The organism is Achromobacter pulmonis, from assembly GCF_021733725.1.
GTDB classification, from domain to species: domain Bacteria; phylum Pseudomonadota; class Gammaproteobacteria; order Burkholderiales; family Burkholderiaceae_B; genus Achromobacter; species Achromobacter pulmonis.
This window is the reverse complement of record NZ_JAIFOT010000001.1, coordinates 3,488,758-3,504,290: the sequence shown is the minus strand read 5'-3', so window position 1 is coordinate 3,504,290 and position 15,533 is coordinate 3,488,758. Positions and strand designations below refer to the sequence as shown.

The window sequence follows — 15,533 nt, the reverse complement described above, 5'->3', positions numbered from 1 at the left end:
CCACAACACCTCACAGCGCGCCGGCCAGGAACAGCCCGCCGTACAGCAGCGCGCAGGCCCCGCCCAGCCAGCACCAGGCCCGCAGCCCACTGGAAAAGAAATAGACGCCGGCGAGCACGCCCAGCCACACCGGCGGCACAAGCCACATGGCAAGCTGCGAGCGAGTCGCCAGGGGAACGGCCTGGGTCAATGCGGCCAGCACGGCGCTGGCTCCGAGCGCCAGCGCGAAACCCAGCAAGGCGCCGGCCAGGGTCTTGGCGACCCAGTCGCGGCGGATCGAAGCGGGCCTGTCCGGCCTGGCGGATTCAGCGCGCCGCATCGGCATCGCTGCGCCGCAACGCGGCCAGTGCGCCCAGATAGGGGATCAGGCTGAAGAACAGCATCAGGGCGGTGCAGAACACAAAAACAGCCGCCACCGTGGAGAAGGCGCGCAGGCAGCCCGCACCGCCCAGCGCCAGCAGCACGACACCCGCGCCGCGCGCGGCCAGCGGCGGACTCGGCGCGCGGCGCCAGCGCTGGTTGGGCGAGGCGAGATACAGGCACAGACAGCCCAGAAACAGCACGAACAGGCTGGGAAGAACCAGGGAAGGCATAGTCATCCTTGCAAGCGGCGCCCCGTTGCCGGACAGATCCGTCCGGCAACGGGGCGCGGATCACGCGCGGCAACGGGCTCAGAAGCTGATGCTGGCCGAGGCGGTCACGGTGCGCGCCGGACCCAGCGTGGCGATCGGGGTGGTGTCGCTGAAGCTGCCGGCGTAATAGTGTTTGTCGAACACGTTATTGACATTCAGGCGCAGCACGACATCCTTGCCGTTGATCAGCATCGCGTAGCGCGCGCCCAAGTCCAGTTGGCCCCAGCCCGGGATCCTGAGCTTGTTGGCGGCGTCGGCATACTGGCTGGAGGTCGCCTGCACGCGGGCGCTCAGGGTCAGGCCGGGCACCCAAGGGGTATCCCATTCCAGCCCGGTATTGGCCTGCCAGCGCGGCGCGCCGACCGCCGTGTTGCCGTCGTAGCGACCATACGAGGTCTTGGTCTGCGTGCCTTGCGTATACGTCACGCCGCCCAGCACGCGCACGCCGCGCCCCAGCTCGCCGAAAGTGTTCCACTCCACCCCGCGCACGCGCTTTTCACCGCCATCGGCGTAGGTCGGCCGCAAGGTCGAGCCCTCGGTCACCAGCATCGGCTTGTCGATCTGGAACAGCGCCAGCGTGTTGGTGAAAGTGCCGGCGTTCCATTTGACGCCGACTTCCTTCTGCTCGGTCTTGTACGGTGCGAACACCTGCCCGAAATTGGTGGCCGAGGTATCCGTGACGCTGTCGCCCTTGCTCAGGCCCTGCACATAGTTGGCGTAGAACGAAAGATCCGGTCCCCATGGCTTGACCACCACCGCCACCGCGGGCGTAACGGCCTCCTTGTCGTAGCGCGTGGTGACACTGCCGCTCTTGTCGAAGTTGGTGGTCTTGACGCGCTGGTTGCGCACCCCACCGGTCAGCAACAGTTTGTCGTCGAAGAACGACAGCGTGTCGACCAGCGCCAGGCTCGACAGTTTGTTCTCGGCGGTCTTGGAGGCGCTGTCGGGCACGCCGGGCATGACCGGCGTGATCGGGTGGTAGATATTGGACTTGAACATCGACGCCTTGCCAGTGGCCGAACCGTCTTCCAGATCCAGCAAGGAGGCCTGCAGCACCAGTTCGTGGCCCACGCTGCCGGTCCTGAAGCGCGTTCGCACACCGCCCTCGGCCGACGTGGCGTCGGTATAGGCGCGCTGACCGATGATCGAGCCGGTGAAGTTGCCGTTGGCGTCGATCTGGCGCGCATGGGTGCCATTGATCAGACCCGATTGGTGGCTGTCGCGCCGGCCAACGGCGCCGAATACCGACACGTTGTCATTGAAGCGGTACTCGGCGCGTCCGATCACCGCATTGCTCTGGATGCTGCCGTAGCCCGTGCTGAACTGGTTGATGCGCGGATCGGGCGCTTTCGGCACCACCGAGCCGCCGAACCAGAACATGGCCGGCGTGCCGCCGCTGAACGATTCCTGGCTGTGATAGGCGTCGATCGAGGCGGTCAGCGCGGTTCCCCGGTAGTCCAACCCGGCGGACAGGAATTGACGCTTGCGCGATTGGCCATCGAGCGGGGTGGCGCCTTCGCTGAATGCGCCGTTGACCCGGGCGCCCCAGGCGTTGTCGGCGCCAAAGCGCCGGCCAGCGTCAATGGTCGTGCCCAACTGTCCGTCGCCCTGCCAGTTAAGGCCGAAGGTGGCATTGGGGATGTCGTCGGCGCGCTTGGGCACCAGATTGATGGTGCCGCCCACCGCGCCGCTGGGCGCCATACCGCTAAACAGGGCGTTCGGTCCCTTGAGCACCTCGACCCGCTCGACAAATTCGACCGGCGTGCGGCCCATCGGCGCCAGGCCATACAGCCCGTTGATGGCCACGTCGTTCTGGTTGACGTCAAAGCCGCGAATGCGAAAGTTCTCGTACGCGTGGCCGCTGGAAGTGGTGAAGCGCACCGACGCGTCGTTGGCCAGCACGTCGGCCAGCGTGCGGGCCTGCTGGTTGCGGATCAGTTCGGAGGTATAGCTGGTGACGTTAAAGGGTGCGTCCATCACGTCCCGGTTCCCCATCAGGCCCAGGCGCGCGCCCTGCGCCACCTGCCCCCCCGCGTATGGCGCGGGCAGGTCCGTGTTCTGCACCGAATCCGCCGTCACCGTCACCGGTTGCAGCGTGGGCGCCGCGCTTTGCGCCAGCGCGCCGGCGCAAGGAAATGCCAGCGCCAGCGCGAAACGCGGCGCGTGCCGCCTGGCGTGTTGCGCCAGGATCGATTGCTTATTGTTGGTCAAGATTCATCGCCCCTATATACGAATGAAAACGCTTCTCGGGATGATTATAGGTCGGACTAAAAGAAGATGCCTTGGATAAATATCGATAATTTTTCAGCTAAAAGTCAGAAATCCCCATGAACTCTGGCCGGCATGAATATCAGACAAAAGCAGGACTCCGACCGGCAGTTGCAGGCCCGCGCGACCCTAGAATTCCGCTTGTATCGAATTCAAGGTGGAACGCCGCGCGTTCCACCCGTTCCGCCGCGCCCCCCTGTACGCGGCCGGACTGGGCAAGAGCTGGCATGCGCATTCTCGTCGTCGAAGATCCCCCCGAGTGGGCCGAAACCGTGTCCCGGCATGTCGCCGGGCTTGGCCATGACGTGCACACCTGCGGCACCCTGCACGACGCGCTCGACCGCATCCGGCGCGAACCGCCGCAAATCCTCGTCAGCGGCGCGCCGCTGCCGGACGGCGACATGCTCGCGCACATCGCCGCGCTGCATCGCGCCTTTCCCACCATGGGCATCATCGTGCTGACTGCCAACGTGCGCATCACGACGCAATTGCAGGGCATGAGCGATGGCGCCGACCACTACCTGATCAAGCCGGTGCAACTGCCATTGCTGGCGGTGACGCTGAGCGCGCTGGAACGGCGCCTGGTCACGGCCTCGCCCGCCCCGCTGCAGCCTGGCGACTGGACCCTGGACGTCGAATCCCGCCAGTTGCGCTCGGCGCAGGGCGAGCAGGTCAGCCTGACCGCCAAGGAATCCATCGTCATGGCCTCGCTGATCCAGAGCCCGAAGTTTCCCATCAGCCACAAACGCCTGTCGCAGATCCTGGGCTACCCCGAGGTCATCTACGACAAGCACCGCATCGACGCCCTGCTCTACCGGGTGCGCAAGAAACTCGCCACGATCCACGGCACGCCCATGCAGATCCGCAACATCTATTCCGAGGGATCCTTGCTGGTGCTGCGCGACATCTCCGTGCGCCTCGCGGCGCGGGCCTGCCCCCCGCGCGCGTTTGAGCATTGATGAGTTTTCAACGCCCCAAAAAGCCCTACACTGCCCTTGTCTTAGAACTTTCCCCAAGAGAGCCTAGACCTGAAAGCCCTACCCGCTTACCCGCGGGTGGGGCTTTCTTTTTCGTGTTCCGCGGTACGGCCCGGCGCCACATGGCGAGCAAAAGCTCATAAATAATCATAAAACCCGCCTGCCCCAGGCAAACCGCTAAAGAACAAATCGGCGAGGGTCGTAGTCCTGGCAACGGACGAGCCGCGCCCCCGCACAGCGGCTCGCCGCGTTTCCATCGGGCCGCCTCCGCCGCCCGATCCTGTAAAGCCACCCTCTCCAGGAGCAAACACATGGCTGCAGTCATCAACACCAACTACTTGTCGCTGGTTGCGCAGAACAACCTCAACAAGTCCCAGGCCTCGCTGGGCACCGCCATCGAACGCCTGTCGTCGGGCCTGCGCATCAACAGCGCCAAGGACGATGCCGCCGGCATGGCCATCGCCAACCGCTTCACCGCCAACGTCAAGGGCCTGACCCAGGCCGCCCGCAACGCCAACGACGGCATCTCGCTGGCGCAGACCACCGAAGGCGCGTCGGCCGAAATCAACACCCACCTGCAGCGCGTGCGCGAACTGGCGGTGCAGGCCGCCAACGGCAGCTACTCGCCAGAGCAGCTCGACTCGATCCAGGACGAAATCAACCAGCGCCTGTCGGACATCGACCGCATCTCGCAGCAAACCGATTTCAACGGCGTCAAGGTTCTGTCGGACAAGGCCACGCCCCTGACCTTGCAGGTCGGCGCCAACGACGGCGAAACCATCACCTTGAACCTGGCGGAAGTCAGCGCCAAGACGCTGGGCCTTGATGGGTTCAATATCAACGGCTCCGGCAAGACCAAAAACGACGATGCGAAAATCTCCGACCTGCTCGCCGCTGGTGGGGTGACGATCGCCGGAGGCAATTACGAAGTGACCACAAGTCACGCCAGCGCGACCGCAGACCAAGTGTTCGAAAAGCTCCAGAATGGCAATACGGTCTCCATCAACGGTGGTGCCAACTACACCTACGACGCCTCCCATAAGAACTTCTCGTTTAATCACCTCGCGTCTGGCGCCGCCGCAGTAACCGCCCTCGGAACGGCGCTGCGCCCGTCCACCGGTACTGTTTCCGCAGTCTATACGCACGGTACCTCAGGTGGGTCCTCCATCGAGATCGATGCCGTGGGCAATATCACGATGAATGGCAGAACCGCCTACCTCGACGCCGCTGACAACTTGACCACCAACAATGCCAGCGCCACCGCGGCCACGCTTGATACGCTCGTTGCCGCGACGGCGAAGGCAGGCACGGCCCATAGTACGTCGATCACACTCAATGGAATGACGTACTATAACCAAGGCACCGCAAACACCATTGAATACAAAGACACCATCGCATCCGATGCGCTGCTGGCCAATGTCAAGAACACCACCACAGCCGGCGCCGTAACCGCGACCATCGGTGACGGCGTCACAACAGCCGCTATCGCCTTTACCAGCGGCAATTCGGTGGACACCTACGTGGATGACAAGGGCAAGTTCACGCGGGTCGCGACTTACACTACTCAGTACGCGGTCGACCAGAACAATGGCAAGGTCACCGTCGTGGGCGGCAACGGCACAGGCGACTATGCTCCCCAGATCGGTAGCCGCGCCAAGATCAACAGCGACGGCAAGCTGACCACCGAAGACTTCAGCCAAGGCACCAAAACCGCCGACCCGATGAAAACGCTAGACGCCGCCTTCAGCGTCCTCGATAAGATGGTCGGTGAAATGGGCGCCGTCCAGAACCGCCTGGAATCGACCATCGCCAACCTGAACAACGTCATCAACAACCTGGCCAATGCGCGTTCGCGCATCGAGGACGCCGACTACGCCACGGAAGTGTCGAACATGTCGAAGGCCCAGATCCTGCAACAGGCCGGCACCTCGGTGCTGGCGCAGGCCAACCAGGTCCCGCAGACGGTGCTGTCGCTGCTGCGTTGATCGCGCCGTAGCTCAGCCACTTGGGCCCCCCGGCCATCGTTCCATTCGATGGCCGGGGGGCTTTTCGCATCCCTGGGCAATACGACAGACTCGCGAGTCGCCGCCGACGCATACCGCTACACGCGTTCAGGCCAGCTTATTTCGGGCATGCCATTGAGCGCAGGCTTTGCAAATAGATAACCTTGGAAACGCTGGATGCCGGCGGCTTGCAGCCAGCACCATTCCTCTACCCGCTCAACGCCTTCCGCCACGGGCGTAATGCCCATCGCGGCGCAGGCCTCGACAATCGCAACCACGATGGCCTGGCGAGGGCCATCCAAATGGATGTCCTGAATGAGCTTGCGATCGATCTTGAGTTTGTCGGGCTGGAATTCCGCGAGCAACGACAAACCGGCAAAACCCGCGCCGAAATCATCGATTGCCACACCGATGCCTGCCCTGCGCAGGCGCTCGATCACGCCGCTGAAGGTGCTTGGGCTGGACACGGCCTCCTGCTCGGTCACCTCGACGATGACTTGCTGGGACGACAACCCCGCCGCTGCGATCTGATCGGCCAGGAATTCCACCGCCTGCGGCTCCGCCATCAATGATCTTGGCAAGAGATTGACCGCAATTTTGGTGTCTTTCAAGGGCAATCGACCGGCCAGGCGAAAGGCAAGCGCCTTGGACTCCAGGTCGATGCGATGCAATTCGCCGGGCGCAATGGAGGAAAACAGTTCCTCAGGTGGACCTCCGTGGGGGCCTCGAATCAGAAACTCGAACGAACTGACTTCCCTGTGCATCGGCTTCACGATCGGCTGCAGCGCAAACTGGTAGCGCTGTCCTTGGACCCCGGACGCGGCCTGATCCGCCGGCGGCCCGCCGCGCACGAACCGCCAGTTGCTGGCATCCTCGCCGTCGACGACATGGCGGGTTCCGCGGGCCAGGGCATACCAGGTCAGGATGTTGATCACCCGGTCATCGCTGCCGGACAGAGGGCCCTTTGTCTTCATTTGGGCGAGTAGCCGCGACGACACTTGCCCAGGATCGAGCTCGCGCAAGTCGATCAGGGCCATCGAATCGCCTTCGAATCGACGCGCCGCCGCGTGGTCGCGCATGAGACGAACGACATTGCCATGGCGCGAATCCCGCCCGATCGACTCGAACAACGCATCCACCGCCGCATCGGGCCCTTCGAGAAGCTGCACGAAATGGACGCCATCGAAAAGCAATATGCCCGTCACGTGCATGGCGGTGTTGCGCTGCCGGGCCAGCTCCAACAGGCCGCTCATTGCGTCGAGGTTCTGCAAGTGACTGGCGCGGCTGCGATATATCAGTGTCGATAGCATGGCGTGCGCTCCCAAAACAGTGCAGGCGGACTATTTGCCGGGATTCTAGTGCAACCAAGCGTGTCGTCGTTCGAAAGCGCGGTCCAGGCATGACTTCGCCGCACGCTCAGGCGGCCGCGATCTGCTTGAGCACGGCCGCGACAATGGCTTCGGGCCGGTCTTCCTGCACCAGGTGGCCAGCGCCCGCCACCGGCAGGCAGGGGCGATCGGAAATCAGCGCCGCCAGGGCCACGCCCTGGCCCGGGGGAATCCATTGGTCCTGTTCTCCCCACAGCACCTGTACCGGACAATCTAGCGCGCGGTAGCTGCCCTGGACCTCGTCGGTATAGCGCGGGTCCATCTGCGCGATCTGCCGGTAGAACGCCGGTTGGCCGGTTGCGCCCAGCCACGGCGCGCAATAGACCGACAGCGCCTCCTCGGACAGCGGCTGATGGGCCGCCGTTTGCAGGTAGGCCCGCAATAGCGCGCGATGCATGTAGTCGGGCATCGCCGCGAACGCCTGTTCGTGCTGGCGCACGTGTTGGACAAAGGGCGAGCCCCAGGGCGCCAGGGCCACCGCGTCGAAAATCGTCAGCGAGGCGTAGCGCAACCCATCCAGGAAATACGCACGCAGCGCCGTGGCGCCGCCGAAATCGTGCGCCAGGACATCCGGACGCTGCAGGCCCCATTCCTTGAACAGCGCCGCCAGCACCCGGTTCTGCACCCCCAGCGACACGTCCTGCCCATCGCGCATCTCGGACTGCCCGTAACCCACCAGATCGAAACAATAGACGGTGCGGCGATCGGTCAGCGCCGGCACGATGCGGCGCCAGACCTGCGAGGAAAACGGCGTGCCGTGAATCGCCACCAAAGGCGGGCCACTGCCGAATCGGCCCCAGCGGACGGCGTTTCCCTGAATCAACGTGGTGTGCGGCAAGTCGAGCACGCGCGGCCCTCATATAGTCATTTAGCTAAGTGATAATATAATAGGCAAATGACACGATCCCTGCAAATCAAGGCCATGGCCAGCGAAGTGCGCCTGTCCATCCTGCGTTACCTGGCACAGGCGAAGCAGCACTTCGGCCACCAATGGTCCGCCGACCCCGAAACCTTCGGGGTATGCATGACACTGATCGCCGAAATGCTGGAGGTCTCCCAGCCCACCGCCAGCCGCCATCTGGACATCCTGCGCCAGGCGGGATTCATCACCGTGCGCCGACATCAGAAATGGTCGTACTGCCAGCGCAATGAGGCCGGCATCCAAGACTATCTGGCGTGGCTGCAGCAGCAATTGGCGCTGCCCGGCGCGGCAGCCGCAGCGAATGCGGCAAGCGGCCGCAGCCCCGGCCAGACCGCATTTCGCGCCTGAGTCCGCGCTCAACAGAGCTTGTTTCAATTGAGACCTAGGAGATGCCATCGGACCGGCGTACGTTGGGGGGGTGGCATCTTCGTCACAACCACTATAGAGGTACGCACAATGTCTTCGACCATTCGTCAAAGTGCATCATCCAACTCACCGACCCAGCCCGGTCAGGGCGATCCCGCCCAAAAGCAGGCCGAGCAGCAAACCCAGCAGCAGAAGGAGGACGCGGCGCGCAAGGCTGCTCCGGCAGACCAAAGCGGCAAAAAGGCCCCTCCGGCGGGCCAGCACTAAGCAGCGCTGCAGGCATCGTCATTGATTCGAGAATGCGGTCACATTAACGACGCTTGACCACTCAGTGAGTTTCTAGGGATCTTTTGAGTGTCTGATCCGTATGCGAAGCCTTTGGCATAGAGCCGAGGGCTTTTTTATTGGCGCCTTATGGCGTTGTTGGGGGTGGCATCTTTGGCGCAACAACCCTATATGGGCACGCATCCCGCCAACCGGTCGACGCTAAATCACGCCTTATTACAAATGCGATACGTCCGTGGTAATGTTGATAAATACCCCGTCAATACGACGAACCTTTCCCATGCAGCAAGTCTCGCGGGCCAAATGCGGTTTTCTTGGCTCACAACAATAGCCCACGGCACAGCGAGTCCCATGCTCCCATATCCGTTGTTTATCCCGTCAATCATGTACCCCGCGCCATGACGCTCAAACAGGAGTTCCCTATCGTGGGGGTGGGCGCCTCCGCCGGCGGCATCGAAGCGCTCGAAGGGTTCTTGCGCGGGCTGCCCCCTTCGCCCGGCGTGGCCATCGTGGTCATTACGCACCTGAGCCCGTCGCGCGAAAGCCATCTGTCAGAAGTTCTGTCGCGCTACACCACGCTGCAGGTGCTGCCCGCGGTCGACAATCAGCAGGTCGATGTCAATTGCATTTATGTGCTGCCGCAAGACGCGCTCATGTCGATCAGCCATCGCCGCCTGCGGGTGCTCAAGCGGCCTGCGGACTTGCCTGGCCGCCGCCCTATCGATCTGTTTTTTACCGCCTTGGCGCGCGATTGCGGTGATGTCGCCGCGGGGGTCATCCTATCGGGCGGTAATTCCGACGGCACTCTAGGCATCAAGGCCATCAAGGAGCACGGGGGCCTGACCCTGGCGCAAGCGACGAACGAGTTTGGCCCCCTGAATCCCGAGATGCCTGACAGTGCGATTGCCAGCGGCCTGATCGATTTCGTGCTCCCGGTCGGGCAGATGGGCCCGCGGTTAGCCGAATTCGCGCGGCACGTTCCGCCCCCCGAACCGCAGGGCAGCGGCCCGGTGTGCCTGGACGCGGCAGGACTCGCAATTAGCAACTTGCTGCGTAGCCGCATCGGCCATGACTTCAGCGGCTACAAGAACAAGACTTTCATGCGCCGGGTGCAGCGACGCATGCATGTCAACCAAATCGAGGGCATAGACGCCTACATCGAGCGCCTGAAACAGTCCCCGCAAGAGGCTGGCGCGCTATTTCGCGACCTGCTTATTAGCGTCACCAATTTCTTCCGTGACAAGGATGCGTTCGATTCATTGCAGCGTCTGGTCATCCCGAAGTTGCTGGACGGCCGCGGCCCGGCCGAATCCGTACGTCTCTGGATACCGGGCTGCGCCACTGGCGAAGAGGTCTATTCCCTGGCGATTTTGCTGCGCGAGCACATGGACAGCATGCCGTCACCGCCGCAAATCCAGTTGTTCGCCACCGATATCGACGACCGGGCGCTGGCCGTGGCCCGGGCCGCACGCTATCCCGGTCAACTGCTGGAAAACTTGTCGCAGGAGCGGCGCGATCGCCATTTTTATGCAGACGGGGACAGCTACGTAGTCAACAAACAAGTGCGCGAGATCTGCATTTTTTCGCCGCACAGTGTCCTACGGGATCCGCCGTTTTCGCGTATCGACCTGATCTCCTGCCGTAATCTGCTGATCTACTTTGGCAGCGATATCCAGAAGCAAGTCATTCCGACCTTCCACTATTCGTTGCGCCCCGGCGGTTACCTATTCCTGGGAATGTCTGAAAACGTCAGCCAATTCAGCGAGCTTTTCATCCCCATCGAGAAGAAACACCGTATTTTCCAACGCCGCGCAGACATTGCCGCGCCACCTCGCCCCGCGCTGCCAGTGGCCGCGCTGCAGACGCGGGGGCAACCCAGCATCGGCACGCCGCGCCAACAAACAGGCGCTACCGCGCTACGCCAAGCCGTCGACGCACAAGTGTTGTCGCAACATGCCCCCGCGCATGTGCTGGTCAACCGCGATGGCGACATCGTTTATTACTCCAGCCGCACCGGAAAATACCTGGAAGCGGCGGCCGGGGCCCCCACCCGGCAGGTACTGACGTTGGCCCGTAAAGACCTGCGACTTGATCTGCGCACGCTACTGCATGAAGCCGTCGAGACGGGCCAGGCAGCCGTTCGAAAAAATGTCGCGCTGGAAGATGACGAAGGCCGCGTGCAGCAAATATCGTTAACTGTCGAACCCCTGGCGGCGCGACACGAAACCGAGCCCCTCTATCTGATCCTGTTCGACGACCAGGGCCCCGTCCTGCCGCGGGACGAGGCACAAGACCTCGCGTATCCACAGCGTCACGACGCAACACGGCACCTGGAAAGCGAATTGCGCGACATGCGCGAACGGTTGCAGTCGATGATCGAGGAATACGAAACTGCTCTTGAAGAATTGAAGTCTTCCAATGAAGAGCTGCTGTCTGTCAATGAAGAGCTGCAATCGACCAACGAGGAGCTGGAAGCCTCCAAGGAAGAACTGGTCTCGCTGAACGAAGAACTGCACACTGTCAATGCCGAGTTGCATGGCAAGGTCGACGAGCTGGACCGCAGCAACAGCGACCTGCACAACCTGTTCGAAAGCACAGCCATCGCTACGCTTTTCCTGGATCAGAACTTGATCATCCGTAGCTTCACGCCAGCGGTCAGTGACGTGTTCAATATTTTGCCCAGCGACTGCGGACGCCCCATCACCGACTTGGCCAGCCGTTTCGACCTGCCCTCGTTCGCCAGCGATATCCAGCACGTCTACGATCGTTACCTGCCGATCGAACGGCGCATCGCTGGAACGCTGGATGGCAAACATTACCTACTGCGCCTGGTCCCCTACCGTGGCAGCGATAGCCAGGTGGACGGCGTGGTCGTGACATTCATCGACATCACGCAGGTCACCCACGCGGAGCGGCGCCACCGCATCCTGATATCCGAGCTACAACACCGCACCCGTAACCTGCTGGCGCTAGTCAAAAACGTAGCCCGGCGCACGCTGGGCGACGGCGAACCCTTCAAGCGCCTGGACACCCGCCTTGCCGCGTTAGACCGGGTGCAGGATCTACTGGGCGAAAGCGACACCGCGCGCATCGAATTCGGCGGCATGTTGCGCCGCGAGCTGGAAGCCGTCGGCAATGAACACCAGATCACGTTCTCGGGACCGCCGGTACTGGTGCAGGCGGTCCACATCCAGACTTTGGCGCTGGCCATCCACGAACTGGCCACCAATGCCGTCAAGTACGGCGCGCTGAGCCATAGCGCCGGTCGCCTGGATATCGTGTGGCGGGTGCAGCCGCAAGACAGCAAGGATCACTTGGTGATCGACTGGACCGAAACCGGCGCGCCGGTGGCGCCAAACGCGACCCGCCGCGGCTACGGCAGCGAGCTGATCGAACATGCACTGGCTTTCACGCTACGCGCCAAAGCAACATTGGAATTCAGGCAGGAGGGGATCTCGTGCCAGATCAACGTACCTCTGGATAACAACGAAGTTGCCACGGCGACGGGCGATACCGCCTGACCTGCCCGGTCACTGTTACGCGGAGCGGCCCCTGGAAGTTCGCCCAAGCCGCCGCCGCTATCGCGCCCTCGGCCATTTCCATGAAGCCACCACCGGATCGGCCGCCCAGACCTACCGCGCGGATAACGTGGCGAACGTGACGATTGCCACCGTCATCACGCCCATGGCGATCAGCAGCCCGAGCGGCAGCCGCGAAGACCGGGCCTGCTGCTTACCCTGCGCGAACGCCAGCCATGCGCCGGCGGCCATGGTCGCAAGGCCCAAGACGGTTCCAATCCACTCCATGGCCGCGAGCGTCGTCGACATCGGCGCCGCCGCAATGGGAAAGACGGTCGCCAGATCCAGCAGATAGACCGCCATGAATGCGGCACCGGCAAGTACCGAAAAAGCCCCGCCCCGCCCAGACCGTAAAACGCGATAGGCCAAGATCAGGCTGCCGAGACCGAGCAGCGTCAGAAAGAGGTTGAACGCGGCCAGCACGGCAACGCTGTATCCCGGAAAGTTGCGGGTTTCCACAAGGCCGCCCGGCACCATCAGGGCCAGGTTCACGGCGCTGAGAACGAGCAGAGCGGCAAGACCGCGCGTCGGGATCATGGGTTCGTCTTTCCGGGATTGCCCGGGGGCAAAAGCGGCGCCATCAGCAGCGAAAAAGCGCCCTCGGAAAGGCGCGCCGCTTCGCGCTTATCCAGCGCAGAGGCATGCATCGCAAACCAACGGTCCACCGTGACGATAAGGCTCAAGGCAACATCCGCCAGAAGCGCGAGAGGAAGGTCGTTTCGGACTGCGGCGGCCGCTTGCCCGGACGCCAGCATGGATTCGATCTGGCGCCGCAGTTGCGCGAGCGGCTCGGCGCAGGCGCGTTGCGCGGCGGCTTCCAGATGCAGGGTCCGCACCAGGCAGGCCAGGCGCTCATCCTGCTGAAGCGCCTCGGCCAATCGACGGCACAGGGCCGCGATCCGCGCCCAGTAGGCATCTCGCGCGGCGCCGGCAAGCGCTTCGGCCTGCGCGTCGAACCTTCCTAGGCGGGCGAGACTGCGTTCAAGCGTGGCGCGGAACAGTTCGCCCTTGTCGGCAAAGTAATGATAGGTCCGCCCCTTGCTTTCTCCCGCTGCCGCAATGATGCGGTTGAGCGAAGCATTTTCGAACCCATGTTCACTGAACTCGATTTCGGCCGGGTCAAGCCAGCGCGCGCGCGCGTCATCGCTTAGCGCGGTGAATCTGGCACGAGTGGCTGGCGTGGAGGCGGACAAGATGGAATCACGCGGATTGCGCGGCTGAATGAGGGGTAAAGCCAATTTAGACCGATGGTCTAAATTTGTCAAACGGTCGCCCCGGTCCCGAGTGAATCTGGATCAGACGCAGGAGCTTCCGGCGGGTCGGCCCGCACCGCCGGGCGACCCGGCGAACGGCCGCTCGCCGAGAGTTGACGGGAAGCGAAGCAAGTACCCGTCCGGGTCTTGCACCAGGAACTGGCGGACGCTGATTCACGCCTCTACCCAGAGGCGCTTCGAGCGACCCGGTGATCCACTTCCTGCCATCTCCGAGTTCCTCGAGCATACCCGCGCAATCAACCGGGCGATGAAATAACCCATCAGCCCCCCCCGGGCCTGAGGAGGACGGGGGCCGTCATCGGCTTGGGGGACCGGGATGGATCTAACCCAGGTCAACGTTGAGCTTGCCCTTCTGCAACAGGTCATCAATGATGGCTTGGTTGTTCAACTGGCCATCGTGCGTCAGGTCGACATTCTCCAGCACAATCTTCTGGTCCGCGCCCTGGGAACCCAGCTCGCCCTTGGTGTTGACGTCGATGACTGTGTTGTTGCCTTCCTTGTGAAAGTTCAGGTAATGGGCCAGGCTGTCCGCCTTGTCGACGGTTAACAGGTCCCGTAGATCCAGCACATCGCCGCCTGCCGACGCGGCGGCCAGCGAGAAGTCCTTGATGGTATCGACAGATGGCTTGGCGGTCGTGCCCTGGTCGCCCAACTCCCACTTGAAGACATCGCTGCCGTCCCCGCCGGTCAGGATGTCGTCACCCTTGCCGCCGATCAGCAAGTCGCTGCCATTGCCACCATCGAGCCTGTCGTTGCCCGAACCGCCATGCAGCATATCGTTGCCGTCACCGCCATGAAGTTTGTCGTCGCCGGTGCCGCCATAGAGGATGTCGTTGCCATCGTCGCCGTACAGCGTGTCGTTGCCGCCCTGCCCGTAGATGATGTCGTCGCCGCTGCCACCCTGGAGCGTGTCATCACCGCCGCGCGCGTCGTCGGCCAGGTTGAAGTCGGCGTGGTGCTCCTTGATGTACTGGTACAGGTCGCCGTTGCTCGGCGTATGGCCGTCGCGCATCTCCAGGAACACCTGCAGCGCCTTCACGCCCGCCCCTTGCGCCAGGTCGGCCGGGCGGCCGCCCACGGCGGACCAGTCCAGCACGTCGCCATCAGTGTTCAGGACGTCGCCGAAAATGAGATCGTGACCGGCGTCACCCTTGACCACGTCGTCGCCAACGGCGGTTGGATCCGTCTTGGACGATCCGCTCTGCAGGGCAGCCTTCAACTCCTCGGCGGTGTTGACGATCTCGGGCTGGCCAACCGGGGCGACGACATCGCCACCAGGCAACGTCAACTTGCCCATCTCCATCTCGCCCGAGTTATCGAAGAACTTCAGGTATTCCTCCTTGACGCCCTGGCCGATGCCGATAGCGTGGACCGTGGCGCCCTTGTCGGTCAGGAGCTTGAACTGCGCGACAGCGTAATCCATGGAAATCGAGTCGCCGTCCGTAAGAAAATACACGACCTTTTCGAACGGCGCGCCCTTGGAGGCCTCCGGCTGCATGTTGAACCATCTGTTCGCTTGCCAGAACGCGTCCGCATAGTTGGTACCCCCTTTGGCCGAGAGTCCCTCGATGGCCTTAATCAAGCTGCCGACGTTGTCTCCATTCAGGCCCTTGACCGTGTGCCTGATAGCAGAAGATCCTTGGAAGCTGATCAGCGCCAGGTTGATGATGCCGTCGTGGCCCTTCAGCGTATTCGCCAGGTTCTTGAGCGCGTCGATCGTCAACTGCATCCGGTTCATGTCCTTCGTGCCCGAAGGGTCCAACATACTTTCCGATGTGTCGACCACCAGCGCGATGCTGTAGTTCTTGCCCGGTTCGACCGTGGTGACGGTGCCGCCCTT

12 protein-coding genes and 1 pseudogene are annotated in these 15,533 nt (G+C 62.9%); 5 read left to right on the top strand and 8 right to left on the bottom strand.

What is annotated here, in order from left to right:
• Positions 1-10 precede the first annotated feature (10 nt).
• The 3 genes from K2W61_RS16235 to K2W61_RS16225 form a co-directional block, all read right to left on the bottom strand.
• Positions 11-319 carry a hypothetical protein gene (locus K2W61_RS16235; RefSeq protein WP_175133408.1) on the bottom strand — a complete coding sequence of 103 codons (309 nt, stop codon included), beginning with the start codon at positions 317-319 and terminating at the stop codon, positions 11-13.
• Positions 306-593 carry a hypothetical protein gene (locus tag K2W61_RS16230; RefSeq protein WP_175133407.1) on the bottom strand — a complete coding sequence of 96 codons (288 nt, stop codon included), beginning with the start codon at positions 591-593 and terminating at the stop codon, positions 306-308. The genes K2W61_RS16235 and K2W61_RS16230 overlap by 14 nt, the downstream gene beginning before the upstream one ends.
• A gap of 78 nt (positions 594-671) precedes the next feature.
• Positions 672-2,843, bottom strand: coding sequence for a TonB-dependent receptor (locus tag K2W61_RS16225; protein ID WP_236756060.1), 2,172 nt, complete (start codon positions 2,841-2,843; stop codon positions 672-674).
• Positions 2,844-3,127: 284 nt separating this feature from the next.
• Here K2W61_RS16225 and K2W61_RS16220 point away from each other — a divergent pair, with 284 nt between their 5' ends.
• Positions 3,128-3,859 (top strand): response regulator transcription factor, encoded by a 732-nt coding sequence (locus K2W61_RS16220; RefSeq protein ID WP_175133405.1) that lies wholly within the window; start codon positions 3,128-3,130, stop codon positions 3,857-3,859.
• Between the two features lie 329 nt (positions 3,860-4,188).
• Positions 4,189-5,862, top strand: coding sequence for a flagellin N-terminal helical domain-containing protein (locus K2W61_RS16215; protein WP_236756059.1), 1,674 nt, complete (start codon positions 4,189-4,191; stop codon positions 5,860-5,862).
• 116 nt (positions 5,863-5,978) lie between these two features.
• On the opposite strand, the gene K2W61_RS16210 is transcribed toward K2W61_RS16215, so the two are convergent.
• Together K2W61_RS16210 and K2W61_RS16205 are read right to left on the bottom strand one after the other, a co-directional pair.
• Positions 5,979-7,190: a diguanylate phosphodiesterase gene (locus K2W61_RS16210; RefSeq protein ID WP_236756058.1), complete on the bottom strand. Its 1,212-nt coding sequence runs from the start codon at positions 7,188-7,190 to the stop codon at positions 5,979-5,981.
• A 106-nt stretch (positions 7,191-7,296) separates the two neighbouring features.
• Positions 7,297-8,106 (bottom strand): alpha/beta fold hydrolase, encoded by an 810-nt coding sequence (locus K2W61_RS16205; RefSeq protein ID WP_272909473.1) that lies wholly within the window; start codon positions 8,104-8,106, stop codon positions 7,297-7,299.
• A gap of 57 nt (positions 8,107-8,163) precedes the next feature.
• On the opposite strand from K2W61_RS16205, the gene K2W61_RS16200 reads away from it, so the two are divergent.
• The 3 genes from K2W61_RS16200 (at position 8,164) to K2W61_RS16190 (ending at position 12,362) form a co-directional block, all read left to right on the top strand.
• The gene (locus K2W61_RS16200; RefSeq protein ID WP_175133401.1) at positions 8,164-8,538 is read left to right on the top strand and encodes an ArsR/SmtB family transcription factor; all 375 of its coding nucleotides are present in this window, start codon (positions 8,164-8,166) and stop codon (positions 8,536-8,538) included.
• A 108-nt stretch (positions 8,539-8,646) separates the two neighbouring features.
• Complete coding sequence (locus K2W61_RS16195; protein WP_175133400.1) at positions 8,647-8,823, top strand: hypothetical protein; 177 nt, start codon at positions 8,647-8,649, stop codon at positions 8,821-8,823.
• A gap of 416 nt (positions 8,824-9,239) precedes the next feature.
• Entirely contained in the window at positions 9,240-12,362 is a 3,123-nt protein-coding gene (locus tag K2W61_RS16190) for a CheR family methyltransferase (protein ID WP_236756057.1), read from the top strand.
• Between the two features lie 111 nt (positions 12,363-12,473).
• Here the strand turns inward: K2W61_RS16190 and K2W61_RS16185 are convergent, their stop codons facing one another.
• The 3 genes and pseudogenes from K2W61_RS16185 to K2W61_RS27950 all read right to left on the bottom strand — a co-directional run.
• Positions 12,474-12,956: a DUF8051 family protein gene (locus K2W61_RS16185; RefSeq protein WP_236756056.1), complete on the bottom strand. Its 483-nt coding sequence runs from the start codon at positions 12,954-12,956 to the stop codon at positions 12,474-12,476.
• Positions 12,953-13,612 carry a TetR/AcrR family transcriptional regulator gene (locus K2W61_RS16180; RefSeq protein WP_175133397.1) on the bottom strand — a complete coding sequence of 220 codons (660 nt, stop codon included), beginning with the start codon at positions 13,610-13,612 and terminating at the stop codon, positions 12,953-12,955. The genes K2W61_RS16185 and K2W61_RS16180 overlap by 4 nt, the downstream gene beginning before the upstream one ends.
• 403 nt (positions 13,613-14,015) lie before the next feature.
• Positions 14,016-15,473: pseudogene (locus K2W61_RS27950) on the bottom strand (type I secretion C-terminal target domain-containing protein); the annotation flags it as partial.
• Positions 15,474-15,533: the final 60 nt, after the last annotated feature.